Genomic DNA, 20505 nt, shown 5'->3' on the forward strand with positions numbered 1-20505 from the left:
ACAAGGACGGCCGTCCGCTCGGCTTTCCCGCGGCTGGCTATCCGGCGCCGCAGGGCCCGTATTATACCGGCGTCGGCTACAAGAATGTCGGCGACGTCGCGCGCAAGATGGTGGAAGAGCATCTCGACCTCTGCCTCGCCGCCGGTATCAACCACGAAGGCATCAACGCTGAAGTCGCGAAGGGCCAGTGGGAATTCCAGATCTTCGGAAAAGGCTCCAGGCGCGCCGCCGACGAAATGTGGATGGCCCGCTATCTGATGCTGCGCCTGACCGAAAAGTACGGCGTCGATATCGAGTTCCACTGCAAACCGCTCGGTGACACCGACTGGAACGGCTCCGGCATGCACGCCAACTTCTCTACCAAATACATGCGCGAAGTAGGCGGCAAGGACTATTTCGAGAAGCTGATGGAAGCCTTCAAGAACAACCGCGCCGATCACATTGCGGTCTACGGCCCGGACAACCACATGCGCCTGACCGGCAAGCACGAGACCGCGTCGATCGATACCTTCAGCTACGGTATCGCGGACCGTGGCGCCTCGATCCGGGTGCCCCACAGCTTCGCCAATAACGGCTACAAGGGTTATCTCGAAGACCGCCGCCCGAACTCGCAAGGCGACCCCTACCAGATCGCTTCGCAGATCCTGAAGACGATCGCTTCCGTTCCGACCGCCGCCAAGGCGGCCGCCGCGTAAGCCGGGCGACATACCTCCCGCACCCTTTGTGGTGCGTGCGACGTCCCTGCCACTACCTGATCCGCCAAGGCGCAAGCTTTGGCGGATCATTGCGTTTAAGGCCTGATATTACCGTGCTAGAAGCAACCGCATTGCGACGGAGCGCAGGGATCAGGGGATGGGGAATACGGTACGTCTGCTTTCGACGCTTGCCCTGATGGGTGCGGTTCGCAGCCTTGCGGGGAAATATGAGGCGGCCGACGGGGCGCGCATCGAAGCCGATTTCGCGCCAACGATTGCGCTGCTGGATCGCTTGGGTGGCGGCGAGGCCGCCGACGTCGTCATTCTGACACGCGAGGGGCTTGCTGGACTTGCTGCGAAAGGTGGCGTGGTCGCGTCAAGCTGTGTTGACCTCGCCCGCTCCTTTGTCGGCCTCGCGGTGAAGGCCGGTGCCGATCATCCTGATATCGCGACCGAGGCTGCCCTCCGTGCCACGCTGCTTGGGGCGCGATCGATCGCCTATTCGCGCCTCGGCGCCAGCGGCATTTTCTTCGCGCAACTGATTGCGCAGCTCGGAATCGGCGCCGAGATTAATGCCCGCGCCACCATCGTTCCGCAGGGCTTTACTGCCGAGCGCCTGGTGTCGGGCGAGGCGGACCTCGCGGTGCAGCAGATCAGCGAGCTGAAGCAGGTCGCGGGTGTCGAAATTGTCGGCCCGATCCCGCTTCAGCTGCAGAGCCCCGCGGTGTTTTCCGCCGGGCGCCTGGCAGCGTCCGAGAAGGTTGATCAGTGCGACCGGCTGTTGAAATATCTCGCCTCGGCGGAGGCCGCGCCGGCGCTGCGCGAGTCCGGGCTGGAGCCCTGCCTGTAAAATCGGGCATAGGACGAAGCGCCTGCTTCCTTGATCAAACGCAAGGTGGTTTCCGGCAGGAGAGGCTAGTTTTCCAACAAACGCGCGCGGCCCATTGTCAGCGCGATTGAGCTTGGAAGCATGGAGTGTGACATGAAATGGCGTGGATTGATGGTGCTGATGGTTTGCGCTGCTCCGCTGGTGGCCACGGCCCAGACCGGGGTCAACGTGCCGCCGTCCGGGTCGTATGTGCCGCGACTCGGCGATATCATGAACACCGTGCAGACGCGGCACATGAAACTGTGGTTCGCTGGCAAGTCCGCAAACTGGGACTTGGCGGCCTACGAGCTTCGCCAGCTCAAGGCAGGCCTGGTGGAGGCCGCCTTGCTCTATGAGGGGATTCCCGTGAACAATGTCACGACCATGGCACAACCGGTTCAGTCGGTGGCAGATGCGATCGAGGCGAAGGACGGCAAAAAATTCGCCAAGGTCTATGCCGATTTGACCAGCGGATGCAACGCCTGCCATCAATCGATCGGGCGCGGTTATATCGTCATGCGCGTGCCGGATACGTCACCCTTCAGCGACCAGCAATTCGCGCCGCAGGGCAAGTGAAGGCCTGGAAACAGCAAAGGAAAATCGATGTTGGCACGGATTTTAGCGAGGTTTATGAATACAGCCAGCCCTTCGGTCATCGAGCACGAGGAATTGCTGCACGGACATCAAAGCGAAAAGTACACGGTCGTGGATGTGCGTGAGTCGAACGAATACGCGGGCGGGCATATCCCAGGCGCAATCAACCTTCCCTTGTCGAAATTCGATCCCGCCCGGGTACCCAGGGGACGGCAGGTCGTGCTGATCTGTCAGGCGGGCGGGCGGTCTGCTGCCGCCTTGAAAAAAATGAAGGCCGCCGGCGTCGAGGATGCGCGACATTATGCGGCCGGCATGTCGGGGTGGCGGTCGCGCAAAGGGCCGGTAGTCGTATGAGCGAGCAGGATACCTGGGAGAGCCGCTACAGCGTTCCCGAATTCATTTTTGGCAGGGAGCCAAACTATTTCCTGCAATCCTGCAGAGAGCTTCTGCCGGCGTCGGGCAAGGCGCTTGCGATTGCCGACGGTGAGGGTCGCAACGGCGTCTGGCTGGCAGAGCAGGGGTTGAGCGTCGTTTGCCTTGATTTTTCCGAGTCGGCCCAACGCAAGGCAACCTCGCTCGCAAAAGAGCGGGGTGTAAAGATCGACCTGGTCAGGGCGGACATCCATTCCTGGAGCTATCCCCCCGAGGCGTTCGATGTCGTCATCGATATTTTCACGCAGTTCAGCTCGCCGACCGAACGACTCAAAAAGTGGCAAGGCGTTCACAACACCTTGAAGCCGGGCGGGCTTTTCATCTTGCAGGGCTACACGCCACGGCAATTGCAATTCAATACCGGCGGACCGAAGAAGATCGAAAATCTCTATACGCGCCAGATGCTGGAAGAGGCTTTCCGCGATTTTCATGACGTGAGGATCGTCGAAGAGGAGCGCGAGATGCGGGAAGGCCCCGCCCACAGCGGGATGTCCGCGGTGATAGGCCTGACCGCCCGCAGATAGTTCGCTCAAACGCCGTATTTCGGAGCATGGCGCCGGCGGAACCCGGGACGGGCGATCGCGATTATTGCTGGAGGTTTTGCCAAGCGAGCCAATTTCCGATGATCCGCAAATTGAGATCAGGCGAGTACCGGCTCTATTCCCGGAAGCTCAATCCGAAGACCGGCAAGCGCCGCAATCTCGGCACCTTCAAGTCGCGCGCGGCCGCTGAGAAGCACGAGCGCGCGGTGCAGTATTTCAAACGGCATTAGCGGCAGGCTCCGCCAGGCTATTTGGTGCCGTACATGCGGTCGCCGGCGTCGCCAAGGCCCGGCAGGATATAGCCGTGGTCGTTCAGCCGGTCGTCGACCGCCGCGGTCCAGACCGGGACGTCCGGATGCTCACTCTGGAAATGCGCGATGCCTTCGGGCGCCGCCAGCAGGCAGACAAAGCGGATGTCGCGGGCGCCGCGCGTCTTCAGCAGCGAAGCCGCGGCGCAGGCCGAATTGCCGGTGGCCAGCATCGGATCCATCAGGATCACGGTGCGGTCCGACAGATCACTTGGCGCCTTGAAGTAGTATTCGACCGCCTGCAAGCTTTGGGGATCGCGGTAGAGGCCGATATGCGCGACGCGGGCGGAGGGAACCAGCGCGAGCATGCCGTCGAGAAAGCCGACGCCGGCGCGCAGGATCGGCGCGAAGGTCAGTTTCTTGCCGGCGATCTTCGGCGCCTTCATCGGCAGCAGCGGCGTCTCGATGTTGACCATCTCGAGCGGCAAATCGCGGGTGACTTCATAGCACAACAGCATGCCGATCTCGTTCAAAAGCTCCCGAAACCCCTTGGTGGAGCGGTCGCGGTCGCGCATCAGCGTGAGCTTGTGCTGGACGAGGGGGTGGCTGACGAGATTAACGGCACTGGCTGAAATCATGCATTCTCCTGGCGAGGTGACGCGGGCTAAAGCGGCGTTCCGCGGTGTGGCCCGCGCCGCCTTGCATATGCGCTTTTAGCACCTTGTCGATAAGGGTTTCTGCCCGCGCCGGCAGGCTATCCACTGCCGCGAGCGGGGTCTAGCTCGGCATCAGAAAGGGCAGGTTCTGACGCATCCAGATAAAGGGGTCGCCGATCAGCCCGAACGCATTCAGCAGCACGGCGACGGCAAAGCAGACAAACGCGGCCTTGATGCAGATGAGAAGATAAAACCCGCCGGGGTTTTCCCGCACATCGATGGTGCTCCGGTTGCTGGTCGCAATGCCCGTCCTGAGTTCGTTCGTGAGCGCCCAGAGCGAGTACAGTCCGATCAGGAGAAAAAAGCCGGGGATCAGGATGGGCGGCATCGGAAACATCTTTCGCAAGCTTTTGACGGGCGGGCACGCGACTGAAGGGATAGAAAATCCCTGGTTAGTCACGTGCGCAGGCGAGGGGGTTCAATCCGGGTTCGGCTGGTCGGTCACCGGAAATGGCGCGCCGGGCAGATAGAGCAAAACCGGGCGGATTTCGTAGATGGCGCCGGGATTGACGTCACGCAGCTCACGCGCGGCGGCGATGGCGCCGTTCCGGTCGGCGCAGTCGATGACGTAGAAGCCGAGCAGCTGCTCCTTGGACTCGGTGAAGGGCCCGTCGGTCACGACGCCCTTGCCCCGGCCGCGCAGCACGCAGGCGCCTTGGGTCGCCCCCAGCCGCGCCGCCGGTCCGAGGCGTCCTTCCTGCGTCAGGCGGTCGTGTATCTTGTTCAGATCGCGCATCAGTGCAGCATCTTCCTGGCTGGTCCAGGAGGCGACTTCTTCTTCGTCGTGATAGGCCAAAATAGCATAGAGCATGGGTGGCTGCTTTCGGGTTGGGGTGGCGGACAATCCAGAGGACGTTTGTGGGCGACCGGTCCCGACATTTTTTCCTAAACCGGTGGTCTGGAGCCAACCTAGCGCCCCTACGGGTCGTGACGATCTTCCGGACAGCCGCTCTGATCGGGCGCATGCTGCGAAAAATGGGCCTTCGCGAACGTCACGGCCTGCTCGCCGAGGACCATCCCCAATAGTCCGACCAGCGCGATGATCGGCGGAGCCGGCGAGCGCACGCCGGTCAATCCGTAGACAATGCCGACGATACCGCCCATCGCCAGCGAAACAACGAATGCATTCATGGAAAAACTCCGTGCCGTTGCGCCTGCTGCGCGAGCCAGTGGTGGATGGATAGCCGATTTGTCGGTCGCGCGCATTGGCGTGACCCGTTGGCTCGCTTGGGCTCCCTTGCGCAAACGCTCGGCGTTTGTCGCAGGCAATGACGTCAGATCACGCCGCCGCGCGGCCCATGATCAACTCCGCATGTCAGGCCGGCGCCAGTCATTTTGGCCTTTTGTGCGCTTGAAGGGATTTGAGATAGTTGACCGCAGCCTCGGCATCGGTCCGGCTAAATCGGAAAGCCGGCATGTCCGGATGAATGGTGGTCAGGCCGTCCTGCAGGCGTTGTCCGAAATCATTGTCGTAGAGCTTATCGTCTCCAAAGGTGCGAAATGGCGGGGCATCGACGTGTGGGCTGCGGCCTGTCGCGCTCACGGCGTGACACCGTCCGCACAGGGTTTCGAGCAGGGCTTTGCCCCGTTGCTGCTCGGAATCGAGGGCATGACCGGCCTTGCTCGAGCTGCACATCATCAAGAGGATAAGACAAAAAATCTTCATGGCTGCTCTCGATGATGCCGGCCTGCTGCCGCACGCGTTTGTGCCCGGCCAGTGCGGCAGGACGTCTTGGCTGAAAGATACGGACCGTTACGAGAGCGACTTGATCTTGCCCTCAAGCAGCCGTCCATCGTGATCGCGGTGAAGTTGGCTCAGCGATGCTTCGTCGAACTTGTGGAGGACATCGCTCAGCTTGTCTTCGTCGGAGCATCCGGGTGCGAAACCGGCGCCGTAAAGTTTTCGCAATGTCCGCACCAGGGTATTGCCGTGTTTGCGGCTGATTTCACCATTCTTGTCCCGGTGGCGATGATCCAGTCCCGGCTCTTTCATGGCTTTTCTTCCTCCTGAGCGATGTCGGACAAGCTGTTGCGCTTGCAGACCAATCGAATCTCGCAAGTAAAGGCAAAAGCCGGCCAGTCGCATTGACCTCTATCAAGGAGCACATGGCTGGAGGACGCGTTCGGGAGGCCCCTCCGCGCGACGCCGAAATATTTTCCGGCGACCCCGGCGGCGTCGACGAAGGCGGGTTCGACGCGACCGCCGTCTGTTCACATTTCAGCGCGAGTCTTCATCGGGATGATGCGCCGCGGACTTGCCGCGCGTTGGCGCCGGCGCCGGGGGGCTGGCCTCCTGGCACGGGAGCGGTGTCCACGACCCATCGGGCGCCTGCTGGTAGGCGTGGCAGCCATGGGCAACGGGCGCGTCCTCGATCTTCTGGGCATTGGCATTGGCAGGGGAATTGGAATTCTTCGCCGGCGCGGGCGCCGTCAGCCCGGCGAGAGCGGCGATCGAACCAGCGAAGATCAAGCATACGACCCGCATGGGAGGTTCTCCATCTCTAAGACGAATGCTTTTTCATAAAAATGATTGTGACAATTTTTGGTCGCGATGTTTTCCGTGTAAGCGTTTGCTTAATAACTGGAAAATGCGGGAGCGGTGGTGACGAGAACTTGCCGGTTTTGCGGCCGATCGACTTCCGGGCAACAGCCTGTTGCCGGGTGCGGTTTCATGAACTTTGGGTCTGCGCTACCATCCAGGGAAGGAAGCAACCATGGTGACAGCCGTCGAAAACCGCATTCCACCGCCGATCGTGATGGTGGTTACCGGGCTTGCGATGTGGGCCTGTTCCTGGGTCACGCCCACAATCCCCATTTCCGCCGGTATCCGCTACGGCCTTGTCGGCGTGCTGCTCGTCGTCGGCGTCGGCGTCGACGGTCTGGCCTTCTTCTCGTTCCGCCGGGCGGCTACCACGATCAATCCGGTCGCAATCGACAACGCCTCGTCGCTGGTGACGACGGGCATTTACGCGTTCACCCGCAATCCCATGTATGTCGGATTAACGATGCTGCTTGCCGCCTTCGCGGTGCTGCTTTCGAACGCCTGGCTTCTGCTCGGCCCGTTGTTTTTTGTGCTCTATATCACGCGCTTCCAGATCATTCCGGAAGAGCGGGTAATGCAGGCCAAGTTCGGTTCCGCGTACGAGGCTTACAAGGCTCGCGTCCGACGTTGGCTATGAGAGCCCGCTTCACGCCACTCAAATCCGCACAATGCCGTCGCCGAGAAATCTGAGTTCCCGGGCCTCACGGCTTCGCACCTTAAAGCGCACCGCTATCGGTGCGGCGCTGATGCTTGGCGTGCCATTTCGGGCCGGGTCCGCGCATGTAATGAAGCTCGGGCCGGTAGGGATTGCAGGCAGTTTGGAACAGCCTGTGCCACTGCGCCATGGTCGTATTCAGGCGCTGCAAAAGCGGCATCAACAACGTGACAAACATGCTGCGCTCTCAATGCGGTTTGCCAAGCAGGGAGGCGAAGGGCAGGCAGAAGATTTCTTCGCCGATATCGTCGCTGACATGCAGGACCCAGTCGCGCCAGTCTTCGGCGCTGGGCGCCATCAGGAGCGAGCGCACCACGAGGGCGGCGTGGTCCCGCGCCTCGGCCAGATTGCCGATGGCGGCGCCGCGCCGATCAATCCACACGCCTTCGGTGTTGGTGCAGTGGAAATAGACCTGTGTCATGTCACGCCACCTCTCGGAAAACGAATCGACGCCGTGAGGATAGCAGCCGCAATCCCAGCGCAAAATCCGGGTCATTCCGATAGGGGAAACTACGGAGGTCGGCGGAACCCGGGCCGCGCGTGCGAGTTGCGCCGCCGGGGCGAATAATCGCATGCTATGCTGACCATTCCCGTGAGCTGCCGACGTCAAGCTCACGCTGAATTTTATCGCTGGGAGTTTCGACCCGCATGAGCCTGCTGAACACGCCATTCGATCCGGCACACGAGGCGGCGCTGGTCACCGGTGCGGGCAACGGCATTGGACGGGCCATCGCGCAAGCTCTCGTTGGCGAAGGCGTGCGGACCGTGTTCGCCGACGTGAACCGGGAGACGGTCACGGCAGCGGTCCAAGCCTCGCCCCGGCCGGAACTGGCGGTGCCCTGGGTCTGCGACCTCGCTGATCCCGGCGCATGCGATGCGCTGCTGGCGGAGGCGCAATCCGCCGTCGGGCAGGTGACCCACTTCGTGCACAGCGCGTCGCCTCCGCGGCGCGAGGCCGATCATGCATTGGCGGTCAGCCGCGAGACCTGGGAGCAGATGCGGGCGGTCAATGTTGATGCCGGCTTCCACCTCGCACGCGAGCTCGCGCGAAAACTCATCGCAGCGCAGCAGCCGGGCTCGTTCCTGTTCCTGACCTCGCTCCATGCCGGCACGCCGCGCAACCTGCCGCACTATTCAACGTCGAAGGCCGCGCTCGCGATGCTGGTCAAGGAATTGGCCAGGACCTTCGGCCGCTTTGGAATCAGGGTCAATGCGCTGGTGCCCGGCGCCATTGCGGCCGGCGGCTTTGTCGCCGATCCCGCGTTGGCGCGACACATCCCGCTCGGTCGCCTCGGCCGCAGCGAAGACCTCGCGCCCATGGCGCTCGCGGTGCTGTCGAACCGGGTGTCGGCCTACGTCACCGGCGCTGCAATCGTGGTCGACGGCGGTCTGTCACTGACGAACTGGTTCGATCCTCCGGCGCTTGATGATCTCTAGGGAGGCCAGGGTTGCTGCGAAGTGCGGCCCCCGAGGCTAATCATCCTTTCCAGCATCGAGTCCACGGCAACGGAATAGCTGCGCCGCAACAGCTTTTTTCTTCGCAAGCGATCTTTCTGCGTTTGGTCACAGCACCCAAGTTGCGCTATGCTGGAGTCGATCGGGGATGAATGAGAAGTCGGGAGCTGGCGCGAGAAGGTTGGCGAAGCAGGGCAGCATCGATGATGACTTTACCGGAGTTGGCGGCGGACGCGCTGGAGGATTTTCTTCGCTCCTACATGCGCCGGCGGTTTGATTCATCGCAGACGCCGCTGGTGGAGATGGTGCCTGCTGCCGCTCGCGTCGCGCTCGAATGCATTGGAAATAGCGACGCTCTCTACCACAATGTCGAGCACACGCTGCTCGTAACACTTGCGGCACATGATATTCTCCGCGGCCGTGCGTTGCATGCCCGTATGCCCGCGGACGATTACGCGCACGTCATCGTCGCTTGCCTTGCTCACGACATAGGCTATGTGCGCGGCCTGTTCCGGGACGACGACGCGGACGGATTCGTGATCGATTCCAAAGGCAATAAGATAACCCTGCCGCGCGGTTCATCGGACGCCGGGCTGATGCTCCACCATGTCGACCGATCGAAGCTTTACGTGATGCAGAGACTCGACGGCACGCCGCTCGACAAGCAGCGCATTGCCGATGCGATCGAGGGCACCAGATTTCCTCCCCGCGAGGGTCAGCAATATGACGAGGAAGCCTCGATCGTTCGGGCGGCGGATTTCATCGGACAACTCGGCGACCCCAACTACATCAGGAAAGCCAACGCGCTCTACCACGAGTTTGAGGAAGTAGGCATGAACCGCCAGCTTGGCTATGAATCGCCCGCCGACATCGTCAACCGCTATCCGCAATTTTACTGGAATATCGTGGCGCCCCATATTCAGACTGAAATACGCTATCTCAATATGACATCGAGCGGACGTCAGTGGATTGCGAGCCTTTATGCCAATGTCTTCCGTGCCGAACGCGAGATCTCGCTTTCCGGCCCGCAAAATTAGCGCGGAGGGTGTAATAGGCGACGGGTGGCGCGAGCGCCCGATACGGGCTGCTCACCTTGCCAGCGCCATCCACCGCTCGGTCGCGTCGATGGCCGCGCCCCATAAACCGTCCGCGGGCTGTCCGCGGTGCAATGCTTTCCCGACTTCGCAAATCGCCAAAAAAGCGCTGGATCGGGCTTCTTCAACTTCCAGCCGCTGTTCCTGGTCGCCTTTGACGAGCCCGACAAGCCCGTTCAGGATCGGCAGCGCTTTTGGCGCCGGCTCGTGTTCCGCCAGCTTCAACGCTGCCATGACTTCTCTTGCTTTGTCGGATTCACTCATTTTCGAACTCCGGGCTACACCCGCTGGAAAGTATCAAGTCATTCAGCTCTGATGAATTCACTTCTGACAAATTGCAACCATCGCGCCTGCCGCGACGCCCGCAGTCGTTTTCCTTCTTCGTCCAGTTCAGTGACATGCCTGGCGGCATTGGTCATCGCCTGGGCCGCGACATTGTAACGGTCCACGGTGCGCTGCAACGGGAATATGAACTGGCCGCCAACGACCTTATAGCTGCCAAATTCCCCGACCAGAACCCCGACATAATTTTGGTAGGCGCGATAAAAGTCGGCGCGCGCCGACGATAGGCTGGAAGTGAAGGCCGCCATTTCCGCGTGCCGCTTGTCGATGTGCTCCAGCAAGCTGCGACTGTAATCTTTTTCCAGATGGAGCGAGAGGGCGTATCTTTCGATAGTGTCGCGTTCGGCTTTCAGCACCGCGGTGGCGCGCGGCGCGAGCGTCGTCGCATTGGTTTCCGCCGTTTTCAGATCGCGGCGCAATGCCTCGAGATCGCTCCGGCTCACCGCCCCCAGATTGCTGGTTTTTGAAATCTCCGCTGGCTCGATTGCGCTGGACAAATTTTCGATGGCTGCGTTGGCTTCATCCGCGGCCCGGGTCGCCATCGCCATTATCCGCAGGAATTTATTGGTGGGATGCTGGCTGAGCGCCGCATCGATCTGGCTTAAGTCGGTGATGCCTTGCAATGCCGCCTGGCTTTCACGCGCGGCAATATTGTCCTGCAGTTTACCGAGATCGGCAACGACATAAGCCCCGACCGAAGCCACAGCCGCGAAGGCGAACAACGACAGCAGGGCTATCCGTACGCGCCATTTGGTGTTCGGATCTGAAGACATTTTCCGCCGGCCTCCCACCGCGATACGACCCAGCGGGGGGACGACGAGAATTATAGATTGGTTTTGGCGAGCGGGAACGGAATTCTTCCGGAGTCAGCGGGCGCGCTTTCGAGCCTGGCTCGGGGCCCGACGAAGATCAGGCGCCTTCTCCGCGATGGCCGTCCGAGCCCCGGCGGAAAATTCCATAGTGGCTCGATTTCTGACCGTCGCCATTGGTCGGTCGAACGGTCAGGCCAAGTCTCAAGAGCTCCCGTACCGCCGCAGCGCGCGTCGGCATCCTGTGTTTGAAACGAAAGTCGTCGACGACGGCCAATTCGCTGGGAGAGAGCATGATTTGCAAGCGCTCACGGCGGATATCAGTCATTGCCGCACCCAAGGTTAGACAATTGAGTAAGCACCTAACTCCGCCACCGGCACTCAGGTTCCGCCAACAGCAAAGATCACCTCAATTGAGTAAAATGCGCGTGTAAAATCAATAAGTTGTTCATTTGAGCTTCACCTTGACCGGTGTAACCTTCAAGACAAAGGAGAGCGCCGATGGACAAGGAAAACAAGCCTCCACAAAATCCCCAAGCGCAAAAACCATCCAGGCGTCCGAGCCATGAACAGGCCTTCGAAAACATGGAGAAGTGGGCGACCAGCCCAGGTCTCCAGCCACCGAAGTAGGTTTTGAGACGAGGCCCTCTGGGCGAATGGCGGATTGAGCGGAGTTTTTCAGCCCCTTGCTCAAAACAGATGGCTGGGATCAAATTCGATCGTTGCAACCACGCAAGGGAGAGAACCATGCTCAGGAAAATCATGTTGGCCGCGTTGGTCACGGTGTTTGCCGGCGGCGCCGCGCTCGCGCAGGAGACGTGCGATAGCAAGGCGGTCGGCAAGGACGGCAAGCCGCTCGCGGGCGCGGCAAAGACCTCATTCATGAAAAAATGCATGGCCGACAGCTGCGCGACCAAGGCGGTGAGTTCGGATGGCAAGCCGCTTTCGGGTGCCGCGAAGAACAGCTTCATGAAGAAGTGCGAAAAGGGCGCCTGAGCGCCGCTACCGCGCTGATCAGATATGGCGGGTTAGCCGACGGCGTAACCCGTCTTTCTAATTTTGGCGAAGGGCGGATTGCGCGGCGTTTATCCCCGGGCCGCGCGAAGCGCGGACCCGTGGGTCAATCCACTCTCCGAAGCCTATCAATTTGTCTTCGCGGCGGCGCGCACGAAGGCCGCCAGTTCGGTGTTGAAGCGCGGAGCGTCCTCGTAGAACGGGGAATGGCCGATCCCTTCATACACCGAGAGCTTGGCCCCCGGGATGACGGAGGCGGTATATTGGCCAGCGCCGAGCCTGGCGTTGCGGTCTTCCGCGCCATGGGTCACCAGCACCGGCAGCTTCAGTTTGGACATGATCTCGCTGGCGTCGAGCGGACGGCCGGAAAGACCGGCCCGCACCTTGGGCAACACCATCATGTTGAATGCGAGCATCGTCTCATAGTCGTCGGCGCTGGGCTGCCTGGAGAAGCAGCCATGCAGGAAGGTGCGCGTTGCCGCGATGTTGGTGAGGAGATCCTCTGACGCCATCAGCGGCAGGTTCTTCAAATTGTCGCCGATCAGCGCGGGATCGGCCTTGATCGGCGCATCGACGAAGTTGATGCCGGCAAGCTGGCCTGCGCCGTGGGTGGCGAGATAATCCGATATCACCCGGCCGGCATAGGACCAGCCGACCACGACCGGGCGCTTGAGCCCGGCGGCGTCGATCACCGCCTGCACCTCGTCGCCCCAGGCCTTGGAATCCCGATAGCGCGCGGCATCCAGCGGCTTGTCGGAATTGCCATGGCCGCGCAGATCGTAGGTGATGATGCGAAATTCCCGGGCGAGGTCGCTGCCGACCTGCCGCATCCATGACAGATGACTCTGCGAGAAACCGTGGATGAACAGGATTTCCGCACCCGCCGGGTTGCCCCATTCCTGCGCGGAGATGGTCAGACCATCCGGCGTCTTCACCACGATCGGCTTGTACTTCAAGCCTTCTGCAGAACCCGGCTGCGCCATCGCAACCAACAACGCGGCCGCGATCGTCACCTTGACGAGGCGGCTATTGCGCACGGTCATCGGCATCGAAATCCCCCCTTTTTCATCTTGTCGGCGGAATCCAGCCTAGCACGTGCAGGGAAGGGGCGTAAGCAGCGGGTTTCCAGCAAGTGTCGGCGTTCACGGGCAGGGCGAATTGAAACGTGAACAGGCCGCAGCGTTGGCGACGATACCGGCGAGCGGCCAGCTTACTGATGGGCGATGGAAGCCGTCAGTTCGCCCAGCGCCGAGGATGGCCTATGACAGCGAAGCCGGAGGCCTTTAAGGAGAGATCGTTCAACGGCAGCATGATCGGATCAATTAGAAAGACCTGCGCGGCGCAGCTCGATAAGTCTCCAGGCGATTGACCCGACCGGGGATCGCATCAGGTGCGGCTACTGACAGCAATGTCACGACTGCCCGCTGTACAGGCCGTTGCTATTCCCGGGACATTGAAAAATGTCCCGGGATCGTTGCGGCCGGCGGGACATGTGGAACACGTTCTCAGGTATGTCCCCATGTCCCGCAGTTTGAGTTAGCTTCCAGAGGGCCGGAGCGAGGGGTCTTCGCCGCCCACTCGCGACGGGTCTCTTCCACTGAAGCCGAAGTTCTCGATGTTCCGTTCGCCCTGCGTTTGTGGCGCGGCATAGAACGGCTCGGTCATCTGATTGTACGCTCCGCGATAATTGGCTCGGCCATGATGGGCCGGCTGAGCGATCACCGGCGTGGCGACGGCGGCGGAAAGAATTATCGCAGCGCTGAGTGTCTTAAGCTTGGTCATTTGGTTGTCTCCAGTCTGTCGTGCGCCAATGCGCATGATGCCGATGTAGGACCGCGATCCGCTGCCACCATTAAATAGAAGTTCATTCGGCTAAATAGAAATTCAGTCGGCGCGGCCGTCTTGGCCAAGCGCGCTGCAGAACCCAAATACACGTTGTGTTGAACACAGGAACGTTCTTGCCAAAGGCTAGTTTTCAATCGTTACGTTGATCTCGCGTTCGAGGGAATCTCGGCATGAAGAGATTTGTTGCTCTCTGCGTCGCCGTTGGCGTTGGCCTTTCGACCGCCGCCGCGTTTGCCCGGCGCGGCGGCATGGGATCACACATGTCCGCCACCGGCGGCGCCTTCGGCACCAGTGCCGTTGCGCCTGGCACCAACTCGTTGGGCACCGCGCTTTCGTCATCCGGCGTAGCAACGGCCCGATGAAAGGGCCGCTGCTTGGCACCGATCCCGCCATCGACCGTGAAGAAGCGAAGGTCGACAAGATGATAGGGTCGATTTGCCGGGGCTGTTGATCGCAGTTCAAGCGGGCTACCGCCGCCAGCGTGTCGAACATGGTGCGCCTCAGGTGGAATTTCGATTAGACTAGCTTTCGTCGTCCGGGCGGCAGGGTTCCGTCCTCGGTACGTCACGGGATTGACGGGGGGTTGCAATGACCGGGAGCAGGGAGCTTGCGACGGCAGCCGCTATAGTCGCGGCCTTGGCCGTACTCTTGTGTCTGGGCACGAATGCCGACGCCGCCCAGTGCGGCAGCGGACCGGCCGGCTTCGAGGCCTGGAAGCGTGAGTTCGCCGAGGAAGCAAGGGCAAAGGGCATCGGCGCCTCGACCATCGCAGCCTTGACCCAGGCGAATTATGCATCGGCGACGATAGCCGCCGATCGCGGCCAACGAAGCTTTGGCCTGTCGCTCGATCAGTTTCTCGCCAAGCGCGGCGCATCAACCATCGTCGCGCGCGGACGTTCGCTGAAGCAATCCCAGGCGGCGCTGTTCGCATCGATCCAGCAACGCTACGGCGTCCCGCCGGGACCGCTGATCGCGATCTGGGGTATGGAGACCGGCTTCGGCAGCCAGCGCGGCAATCAGAACATGCTGTCATCGATCGCGACGCTGGCCTATGACTGCCGGCGGCCGGAGTTCTTTACCGAGCAGCTCTACGCGACGCTGCACCTGATCGACCGCGGCGCGCTTTCGCCGGGGACGCGCGGCTCGATGCACGGCGAGGTCGGCCAGACCCAGTTCATGCCCAAGAACATCCTGGCCTATGGCACCGGCAATCTCGATGTCGCCGCCAACGCGCTGAGTTCGACCGCGAACTTCCTCAAGGCGCATGGCTGGCGGGCCGGCGCGGGCTATCAGCCGGGAGAGCCGAATTTCGCGGCCATCGAGGCGTGGAACGCGGCTTCGGTCTATCAGCGCGCCATTGCGCTGATGGGCCGGCAGATCGACGGCGGCGAGTAGCGCGTCCGCGGCTCGCTGACGCGAACGCTCCCGGCATCGCGGGGTTTTTTGAGCGCGCCTTCGCGCGCACGATCAGCCGCTGCTGTCGTGAATGTTCCGCTTGCGGAACCACCCAAGCGCGATGCGCCCGGTCATCGATAAATCCCGGTGTATAGCTGTTCGCGAATCTTGAAGTGCCAGCTCATCACAATACGATCGTGATTGATTCCAACGTGGTGCACCGCGTGGTGGGTGACCGCAACGCCGGTCGAATTTGGGGGACAGCGATGCGGGTTGATCGGCTCAGAATCCGAAATTTCATGCTCATGACCGGCCTGACACTTGGCCTGACGATGTTGCCGGCGGCGAGCCGTGCCTTCACGCAGGAGGATCAGCGGCGATTCTGCACCGGCGACGTTTTCCGGCTCTGCTCATCGGAGATTCCCAGCGTGGAACGGATCACGGCCTGCATGATGAGACAGCACGCCAGCTTGAGCGAGGGCTGCCGCAGGGTTTTCGGCAGGCCAACCGAGCGATCTGCTTCGGCGAGGTGAGGCGGCCCGCATGAGCGAACGGGTTCGGCGTATCGCGCCACCCGATGAGGGGCTCCGCGACAAGCGGGGGGTTGTGCGCTAGAGTTCGGCCCGCAGGATGAGTGCGGTGGCTGTCATGATCAGGATATCGATTTTGGCCGCGTTGATCTGTTGCACCGCGACCCTGGCGGCCGCGGCCGACGATCTCTATCGGGCGCAGACCGTCGTCACCGGCCGGGGCGAGGCCAACCGTACGGTCGGCTTCGCCGCTTGCCTGGCGGATGTTCTCGTCAAGGTGTCCGGCGCGGTGAAACTCGCTGATGATCCCAGGCTCGCCGCCTACCAGTCGCGCGCGGGAGATTTCGTCAAGGCGTACAGCTATCACGACCAGATGTCGGGCACGCCGATTCGCGACGAGCAGGGCACCCGCGACCGGCCCTACGATCTGATCGTCGACTTTGACGAAAGGAAAATCGACGATGTTCTCAAGGCGCTGGGCGTCGCGCCGTGGCTTTCGCACCGTCCGTTGCTTGCGGTCTTGGTCGAGATGGGCCTCGGCGCGACACACTACATCGTCACCGCGGATGCCGGGCTATCGGCGGTAGCGCCGCGACAATCGCTGCTGGCATCAAGCGCCCGGCGCGGGATGCCGATCGTGTTGCCCGATGCTGCGGCATTGGCGAAGTCGGGCATCGATGGCGCCGGGTTTGCGAAGCTGCCGCCTGCTGCATTGGCCGCTCGCGCCACCGAATTGGGCGGGGAAGTCGCCCTGGTCGGGCGGCTCAAATGGGACGATTCCGATCTCGCATGGGCCGCCGAATGGCAGATGCAGTGGCAGGGCCGGCCGCATCGATGGCAGCTGCGCGGCGTCACCTTCGATGAAGTCTTCCGCCGCGCCATCGGCGATGCCGCCCAAATCATCTCCGATAACGGCGATCCGGCGTAGCACGAGTGGCAGGCTGGGATACTTCGTTCATTCAGGCGACGACCACAACAAGCATACGCACGATCTCGCCCGCAACATCTGGCTGGGGCTACTGGATTTCTGGACGTTCGGCTTTTTTAAATTGGCCTGGCCATGGCGGTCACGCAGCCCGCATCAGCCAACGGGTCGGCACATGGCGCCGCCCGATGGCTCATCCGCGCCAGGCTTGCCTTGCGTCAGTTGGCGGGCCGGGCGATGTGCCAGAGATTGGCGGGATCGAAGCCGTTGGTGTCGCCGGGGGCCTTGTCTTCGTGCCAGGTGTAGAGCGGGCGATAGCGGTAGGCCCACATCCTGCTGTGGTCGCTGCGGATGATCACGGTGAAATCGCCCGTCGCCTTGGCGGTGTCGGAGGCGGCGAGCGGAATCCATTTCTCGGCGCATTTGCCGTCGCATGTCGATTTTTTGCCGGAGTCGTCGCGATCGTAATAATACAGCGTCATGCCCCTGGAATCGGCCAGCACCGTGCCGCGCTTGGTCTGGGAGATTTTGATCGGTACGGCCGGCGTGTCCTGCTTGGGCGGCGGTGGTGGCTCTGCGGATCCGTGCCCATTCGCGAGCGCCCCGCTCGCCGAAAGCAGCACCGCGGCCACCATCATCATCCCTAATCTGAACATCGGTATCCCCAAACAAAAAGGTCACAAGCGTGAAGTTAATCGCGCGTTAAGCGCCGAATGGGAGCGAGGATAGCGCCAGAAGGTTAGTTCCGCGTTTCGAAGCGGACTTGCTGATGGCGCAAAGTCGCGCGACACCGCCCGCAAGGATCCTCAAGCATTAATGATGTGCGAAACCCGCATTGTTGCAATGCAGCAATGTGCTATCGCAGTGCAGCAAATGGGTATAGGCTGCGCTTTGGAATCCTGTCAGGAGAATAATCGTGAACAAGACTTACCTTTCAATCGCCGCCGCCGCCGCCGTGATCTCGATGGCGGGTGCCACCGCCGGCTTCGCTACGGAATTGCCGGCCTATGAAGCGGCGGGTTTGCCGATCTCGGCGGTGCAGGCTCAGCTGCTGGGAGCCGCGAATGTTGGGGAAGTGTCGCCGATGCCGACCTCCGCGGTCTCGCCGCATCAGCTCAGCGTGCTGACCCCGCGGACCAAACTCAAGACCGCGACCGTCGCACCGGCGCGGATCGAAACCGCTCGCTCCATTCGCTGACCGGCATCATCGCCGTTTGAGCGCGTAGGCTGTTAGCCGAGCAGGTCCGCGCAAGGCGCGACTCGATGACAGCTCCGGCGTAACCCGCCCTTGATCCCGGCTGATTACGCTCTCGCTCATCCGCGCTCCGACATGCGCTCGACCAGCTCGCTGGCTACGACCGAAACAGCGCGAAATAGATCACGTAAAGCCAGCCCAGAATGCCGTGGATGATCGCCCAGAGGATCGAGTGGTTGGTGGTGTAGGAAATCGCGATGGCGAGGGCGGAGCCAAAGCCCACGCCGTATTTGGCTCCCTCCACCCTCACTCCATAGAAGCGATTGCCGTTCATGTGATCACCTTTAGTCCCCCGGCATTTCGTTCCGGGTGCGGGGTCTATGAAAGAGGGCCACCGGCGGCAACGAACTCGCCCAACCCTCGCAACAGCCGCAGGGAGTGGTCGACAAACGCACGAAACAGCGAGCGCGCTTTGAGCGGCCTGTGAACTCCGAGTATTTCGCCAGGCGCGATGTGCGGGTGCTGTAGCGGGAGGGCAGGTTGCAACATGTGGGATTTCCTCCGCGGCCTGTCGCGCTGATGCGATGCGCGTTTGACGCGCATCATGTTGGTTCCGGATCAATGTTTCAAGGCGGCGGTGGGCTGACGGCGAATGCCGGGCAGCGCGAGGATCTTTTGCAGGGCAATAGGTGCGGCGCAGCAGAGGTAGCCGGCATGAGCGCGACCGAGCTTGGCAAGCACCTCGGGACATGAAAGCGGCCCTCGGCGAACAAGCCGTCGGGGGCCGCGGATAGCCAGAATATGATCCGGCAAAGTGGGAGCCGGTTTTCCCTCGCGACAAACGCGAAAGCGTTGGCGCGGAGATCGTATTCAAACAAAGAGATGAGATCATGATCCGATTCAACCTGATCGGATCATGATCCAGACACGGATAGGAAGATCAGTCGCGCTCGCACCGGCCGAATTGATCGTCGCTATCGCCGCGGACGGAAATGTCCGAGTTGGCGCAGCCGAAGAACCCTTGCAGTCCGGGCTGGGCGGCGTAGCCGAGATGATCGAGACCGAAGATGTCCTCGATCGTCTTCAGCATCGAATAGTGGTTGTAGGGGACGTTGGACACGGTGCCCGGCTTCAGGAACGGCGACAGCAGCACGGCGCCGGTGCGATCGCCACCGTAGCCCTTGGTGTTGAGGAAGAAGTTCGGAGCAAGCACCGCACCCGTGGTCGGGTCCAGGTTCTCAAACCCGGTGCTCAGCGGCTGACCTCCGGCCACCAGCGGCGCCAGATTGGGCCCGGGCTGCTGGCCGCAGCAGCTGATGCCATCCGCGGTAATTGCATTTCCGGCCTTTGTGTCGAAGGGGATGTCGGCTTCATCGAAGGTGATGATAATCAGCCCGTCTTCCTTGTAGGCGGGCGAGTTCATGATCATCGGCACCACCGACTTCAGGAAGGCGTCGGCCGAGACCAGGCCGCCGGGCTCGACAGTGTTCTTGCACTTGGTCGTCGTGCCGTTTCCGTCGTGCCCGTCGTGGCAGAGATTGGGCGTGATGAAGGAGAAATTCGCCGTCGTCGATTCGTGCAGCAGGTCCTGCGCCAACTGGTTGAAATTGACCACGTGCCGGGCGCACTCCCCGCTGTCGATCAGCGAATGGAAGTAGACGAAGGGGTTGTGACGCGCGGCGTATTGATCGCCGCCCGGGAAGGCCTCGGCCGATTGCGTGCGGTCGACCTTGTTGAGGGCGACCTGGGTCACGCCGTTGACGGTGATCAGCGGCTGGCCGCAGCTGGTCTGCTCGCGAGCCGGATTTTTGCCCATATCTTCCATGTAGCCGCGCCAGGTCTTGCCGCGCGCCTTGAGTTGGTCGGCGACCGTCTTGATCTGGGCGGGATAGACGCAGCCGCTGCCGGCCGCCTGACCGTCCGGCGTGATCCCGGTGAGTGTCAGATCCTGATAGATGGTGCAATCGACGCGGGTCTGCAGCGTCGCTGATTGGCCGCTGACCATGGCGATGTAGTTGTCGAGGCTGACATGCCCGGTGCCGTAATACTGGTTGAGCATCACGCCCTGGCTCGGCAGGGTCTGCGACAGGAAGGGCGCCAGCGAATTGGGCCCGAAGGTGGTGTTGAAGCCTTCGTTCTCGAGCACGATGACGAAGACATGGCCGATCTTGCCGTCGCGATCGAAGTTGTTGGCCATCACCGACGGCGCTGCCGCGAGCGTACCCAGGAGCATGGCCGCAGCGAGCGGCCGTTTAATGATGTCAAACATGGATGATCCCCAGAGGCTGGTGAAATTTATCAGGCGCGGTCCCGTTGGGCGACCGCGCCGGGGTATCCTGCTAGCGAGCGACTGTTACACATGCGCGACAGCAGCATGATCCTGGGCCGGACGGCGGCGGGCTTTTTTTTGCTTCAGGCGGGAATAAAAAATCATCCGGCGATACGTCCCCCCGACATGCGGCGCAACAACAGGTAGCCCGCATGAGCTCCGCGACATGCGGGAATCACGGCAAATACAAAGACCCGGATATCACGGAGCCTGTCATCGG

31 protein-coding genes and 1 pseudogene are annotated in these 20505 nt (G+C 61.7%); 15 read left to right on the forward strand and 17 right to left on the reverse strand.

Features of this window, described 5'->3' with window-relative positions:
* The 6 genes and pseudogenes from E8A46_RS18480 to E8A46_RS18505 all read left to right on the forward strand — a co-directional run.
* Nucleotides 1-695: pseudogene (locus E8A46_RS18480) on the forward strand (glutamine synthetase); the annotation flags it as partial.
* Between the two features lie 157 nt (nt 696-852).
* Nucleotides 853-1545, forward strand: a complete 693-nt coding sequence (locus E8A46_RS18485) for a substrate-binding domain-containing protein (protein WP_291563983.1) — start codon at nt 853-855, stop codon at nt 1543-1545.
* 132 nt (nt 1546-1677) lie between these two features.
* Complete coding sequence (locus tag E8A46_RS18490) at nt 1678-2139, forward strand: hypothetical protein (RefSeq protein ID WP_291563985.1); 462 nt, start codon at nt 1678-1680, stop codon at nt 2137-2139.
* 27 nt (nt 2140-2166) lie between these two features.
* A complete protein-coding gene (locus E8A46_RS18495) occupies nt 2167-2511 on the forward strand; it encodes a rhodanese-like domain-containing protein (RefSeq protein WP_291563988.1) in 345 nt (114 codons plus the stop codon).
* A complete protein-coding gene (locus E8A46_RS18500) occupies nt 2478-3113 on the forward strand; it encodes a class I SAM-dependent methyltransferase (protein WP_291563990.1) in 636 nt (211 codons plus the stop codon). Before E8A46_RS18495 ends, E8A46_RS18500 begins: the two co-directional genes overlap by 34 nt.
* A 98-nt stretch (nt 3114-3211) precedes the next feature.
* Nucleotides 3212-3361 (forward strand): hypothetical protein, encoded by a 150-nt coding sequence (locus E8A46_RS18505; RefSeq protein ID WP_291563992.1) that lies wholly within the window; start codon nt 3212-3214, stop codon nt 3359-3361.
* A gap of 17 nt (nt 3362-3378) precedes the next feature.
* Here the strand turns inward: E8A46_RS18505 and upp are convergent, their stop codons facing one another.
* From upp to E8A46_RS18540, 7 genes are all read right to left on the reverse strand, one after another.
* Complete coding sequence (upp, locus tag E8A46_RS18510; RefSeq protein ID WP_291564098.1) at nt 3379-4014, reverse strand: uracil phosphoribosyltransferase; 636 nt, start codon at nt 4012-4014, stop codon at nt 3379-3381.
* A 142-nt stretch (nt 4015-4156) separates the two neighbouring features.
* Nucleotides 4157-4423 (reverse strand): hypothetical protein, encoded by a 267-nt coding sequence (locus E8A46_RS18515; RefSeq protein WP_291563996.1) that lies wholly within the window; start codon nt 4421-4423, stop codon nt 4157-4159.
* A 90-nt stretch (nt 4424-4513) separates the two neighbouring features.
* A complete protein-coding gene (locus E8A46_RS18520) occupies nt 4514-4906 on the reverse strand; it encodes a YciI family protein (protein WP_291563998.1) in 393 nt (130 codons plus the stop codon).
* A gap of 107 nt (nt 4907-5013) precedes the next feature.
* Complete coding sequence (locus E8A46_RS18525) at nt 5014-5226, reverse strand: DUF1427 family protein (protein ID WP_291564001.1); 213 nt, start codon at nt 5224-5226, stop codon at nt 5014-5016.
* A gap of 199 nt (nt 5227-5425) precedes the next feature.
* The gene (locus tag E8A46_RS18530; RefSeq protein ID WP_291564004.1) at nt 5426-5761 is read right to left on the reverse strand and encodes a cytochrome c; all 336 of its coding nucleotides are present in this window, start codon (nt 5759-5761) and stop codon (nt 5426-5428) included.
* A gap of 87 nt (nt 5762-5848) precedes the next feature.
* Complete coding sequence (locus E8A46_RS18535; RefSeq protein WP_291564007.1) at nt 5849-6088, reverse strand: hypothetical protein; 240 nt, start codon at nt 6086-6088, stop codon at nt 5849-5851.
* Nucleotides 6089-6313: 225 nt separating this feature from the next.
* Nucleotides 6314-6580, reverse strand: a complete 267-nt coding sequence (locus E8A46_RS18540) for a hypothetical protein (protein ID WP_291564011.1) — start codon at nt 6578-6580, stop codon at nt 6314-6316.
* Between the two features lie 229 nt (nt 6581-6809).
* Here E8A46_RS18540 and E8A46_RS18545 point away from each other — a divergent pair, with 229 nt between their 5' ends.
* Nucleotides 6810-7274: an isoprenylcysteine carboxylmethyltransferase family protein gene (locus E8A46_RS18545; RefSeq protein WP_291564013.1), complete on the forward strand. Its 465-nt coding sequence runs from the start codon at nt 6810-6812 to the stop codon at nt 7272-7274.
* A gap of 79 nt (nt 7275-7353) precedes the next feature.
* Here the strand turns inward: E8A46_RS18545 and E8A46_RS18550 are convergent, their stop codons facing one another.
* Complete coding sequence (locus E8A46_RS18550; RefSeq protein ID WP_291564108.1) at nt 7354-7530, reverse strand: hypothetical protein; 177 nt, start codon at nt 7528-7530, stop codon at nt 7354-7356.
* 9 nt (nt 7531-7539) lie between these two features.
* Entirely contained in the window at nt 7540-7773 is a 234-nt protein-coding gene (locus E8A46_RS18555) for a hypothetical protein (protein WP_291564016.1), read from the reverse strand.
* A gap of 227 nt (nt 7774-8000) precedes the next feature.
* Here E8A46_RS18555 and E8A46_RS18560 point away from each other — a divergent pair, with 227 nt between their 5' ends.
* Nucleotides 8001-8789, forward strand: a complete 789-nt coding sequence (locus tag E8A46_RS18560; RefSeq protein ID WP_291564019.1) for an SDR family oxidoreductase — start codon at nt 8001-8003, stop codon at nt 8787-8789.
* 221 nt (nt 8790-9010) lie between these two features.
* The gene (locus E8A46_RS18565) at nt 9011-9844 is read left to right on the forward strand and encodes an HD domain-containing protein (protein ID WP_291564022.1); all 834 of its coding nucleotides are present in this window, start codon (nt 9011-9013) and stop codon (nt 9842-9844) included.
* Nucleotides 9845-9895: 51 nt separating this feature from the next.
* On the opposite strand, the gene E8A46_RS18570 is transcribed toward E8A46_RS18565, so the two are convergent.
* The 3 genes from E8A46_RS18570 to E8A46_RS18580 all read right to left on the reverse strand — a co-directional run bounded on the left by E8A46_RS18570 (nt 9896) and on the right by E8A46_RS18580 (nt 11380).
* Nucleotides 9896-10165 (reverse strand): hypothetical protein, encoded by a 270-nt coding sequence (locus E8A46_RS18570; protein ID WP_291564025.1) that lies wholly within the window; start codon nt 10163-10165, stop codon nt 9896-9898.
* A gap of 38 nt (nt 10166-10203) precedes the next feature.
* On the reverse strand, nt 10204-11016 hold the full coding sequence (locus tag E8A46_RS18575; protein WP_291564028.1) for a hypothetical protein: 813 nt from the start codon (nt 11014-11016) through the stop codon (nt 10204-10206).
* Nucleotides 11017-11152: 136 nt separating this feature from the next.
* Nucleotides 11153-11380: a hypothetical protein gene (locus tag E8A46_RS18580; RefSeq protein WP_291564101.1), complete on the reverse strand. Its 228-nt coding sequence runs from the start codon at nt 11378-11380 to the stop codon at nt 11153-11155.
* Between the two features lie 173 nt (nt 11381-11553).
* Here E8A46_RS18580 and E8A46_RS18585 point away from each other — a divergent pair, with 173 nt between their 5' ends.
* Together E8A46_RS18585 and E8A46_RS18590 are read left to right on the forward strand one after the other, a co-directional pair.
* Nucleotides 11554-11682: a hypothetical protein gene (locus E8A46_RS18585; RefSeq protein WP_291564031.1), complete on the forward strand. Its 129-nt coding sequence runs from the start codon at nt 11554-11556 to the stop codon at nt 11680-11682.
* Nucleotides 11683-11799: 117 nt separating this feature from the next.
* A complete protein-coding gene (locus tag E8A46_RS18590) occupies nt 11800-12048 on the forward strand; it encodes a hypothetical protein (protein ID WP_291564034.1) in 249 nt (82 codons plus the stop codon).
* A 146-nt stretch (nt 12049-12194) separates the two neighbouring features.
* On the opposite strand, the gene E8A46_RS18595 is transcribed toward E8A46_RS18590, so the two are convergent.
* Both E8A46_RS18595 and E8A46_RS18600 read right to left on the reverse strand, forming a co-directional pair.
* On the reverse strand, nt 12195-13115 hold the full coding sequence (locus E8A46_RS18595; RefSeq protein ID WP_291564038.1) for an alpha/beta hydrolase: 921 nt from the start codon (nt 13113-13115) through the stop codon (nt 12195-12197).
* A 487-nt stretch (nt 13116-13602) separates the two neighbouring features.
* A complete protein-coding gene (locus E8A46_RS18600) occupies nt 13603-13848 on the reverse strand; it encodes a hypothetical protein (protein WP_291564041.1) in 246 nt (81 codons plus the stop codon).
* A 233-nt stretch (nt 13849-14081) separates the two neighbouring features.
* On the opposite strand from E8A46_RS18600, the gene E8A46_RS18605 reads away from it, so the two are divergent.
* From E8A46_RS18605 to E8A46_RS18615, 3 genes are all read left to right on the forward strand, one after another.
* Complete coding sequence (locus E8A46_RS18605; protein ID WP_291564044.1) at nt 14082-14273, forward strand: hypothetical protein; 192 nt, start codon at nt 14082-14084, stop codon at nt 14271-14273.
* A gap of 226 nt (nt 14274-14499) precedes the next feature.
* Nucleotides 14500-15306, forward strand: coding sequence for a lytic murein transglycosylase (locus E8A46_RS18610; protein WP_291564047.1), 807 nt, complete (start codon nt 14500-14502; stop codon nt 15304-15306).
* 648 nt (nt 15307-15954) lie between these two features.
* The gene (locus tag E8A46_RS18615; RefSeq protein WP_291564104.1) at nt 15955-16764 is read left to right on the forward strand and encodes a DUF2066 domain-containing protein; all 810 of its coding nucleotides are present in this window, start codon (nt 15955-15957) and stop codon (nt 16762-16764) included.
* Nucleotides 16765-16979: 215 nt separating this feature from the next.
* Here the strand turns inward: E8A46_RS18615 and E8A46_RS18620 are convergent, their stop codons facing one another.
* Entirely contained in the window at nt 16980-17417 is a 438-nt protein-coding gene (locus E8A46_RS18620) for a hypothetical protein (protein WP_291564050.1), read from the reverse strand.
* A 260-nt stretch (nt 17418-17677) separates the two neighbouring features.
* On the opposite strand from E8A46_RS18620, the gene E8A46_RS18625 reads away from it, so the two are divergent.
* Complete coding sequence (locus E8A46_RS18625) at nt 17678-17959, forward strand: hypothetical protein (RefSeq protein ID WP_291564054.1); 282 nt, start codon at nt 17678-17680, stop codon at nt 17957-17959.
* Between the two features lie 154 nt (nt 17960-18113).
* Here the strand turns inward: E8A46_RS18625 and E8A46_RS18630 are convergent, their stop codons facing one another.
* Nucleotides 18114-18290 (reverse strand): hypothetical protein, encoded by a 177-nt coding sequence (locus E8A46_RS18630; protein ID WP_291564056.1) that lies wholly within the window; start codon nt 18288-18290, stop codon nt 18114-18116.
* A gap of 606 nt (nt 18291-18896) precedes the next feature.
* On the reverse strand, nt 18897-20225 hold the full coding sequence (locus tag E8A46_RS18635; protein ID WP_291564059.1) for an alkaline phosphatase family protein: 1329 nt from the start codon (nt 20223-20225) through the stop codon (nt 18897-18899).
* Nucleotides 20226-20505 lie beyond the last annotated feature (280 nt).

The organism is Bradyrhizobium sp., from assembly GCF_004799445.1.
Classification (GTDB): domain Bacteria; phylum Pseudomonadota; class Alphaproteobacteria; order Rhizobiales; family Xanthobacteraceae; genus Bradyrhizobium.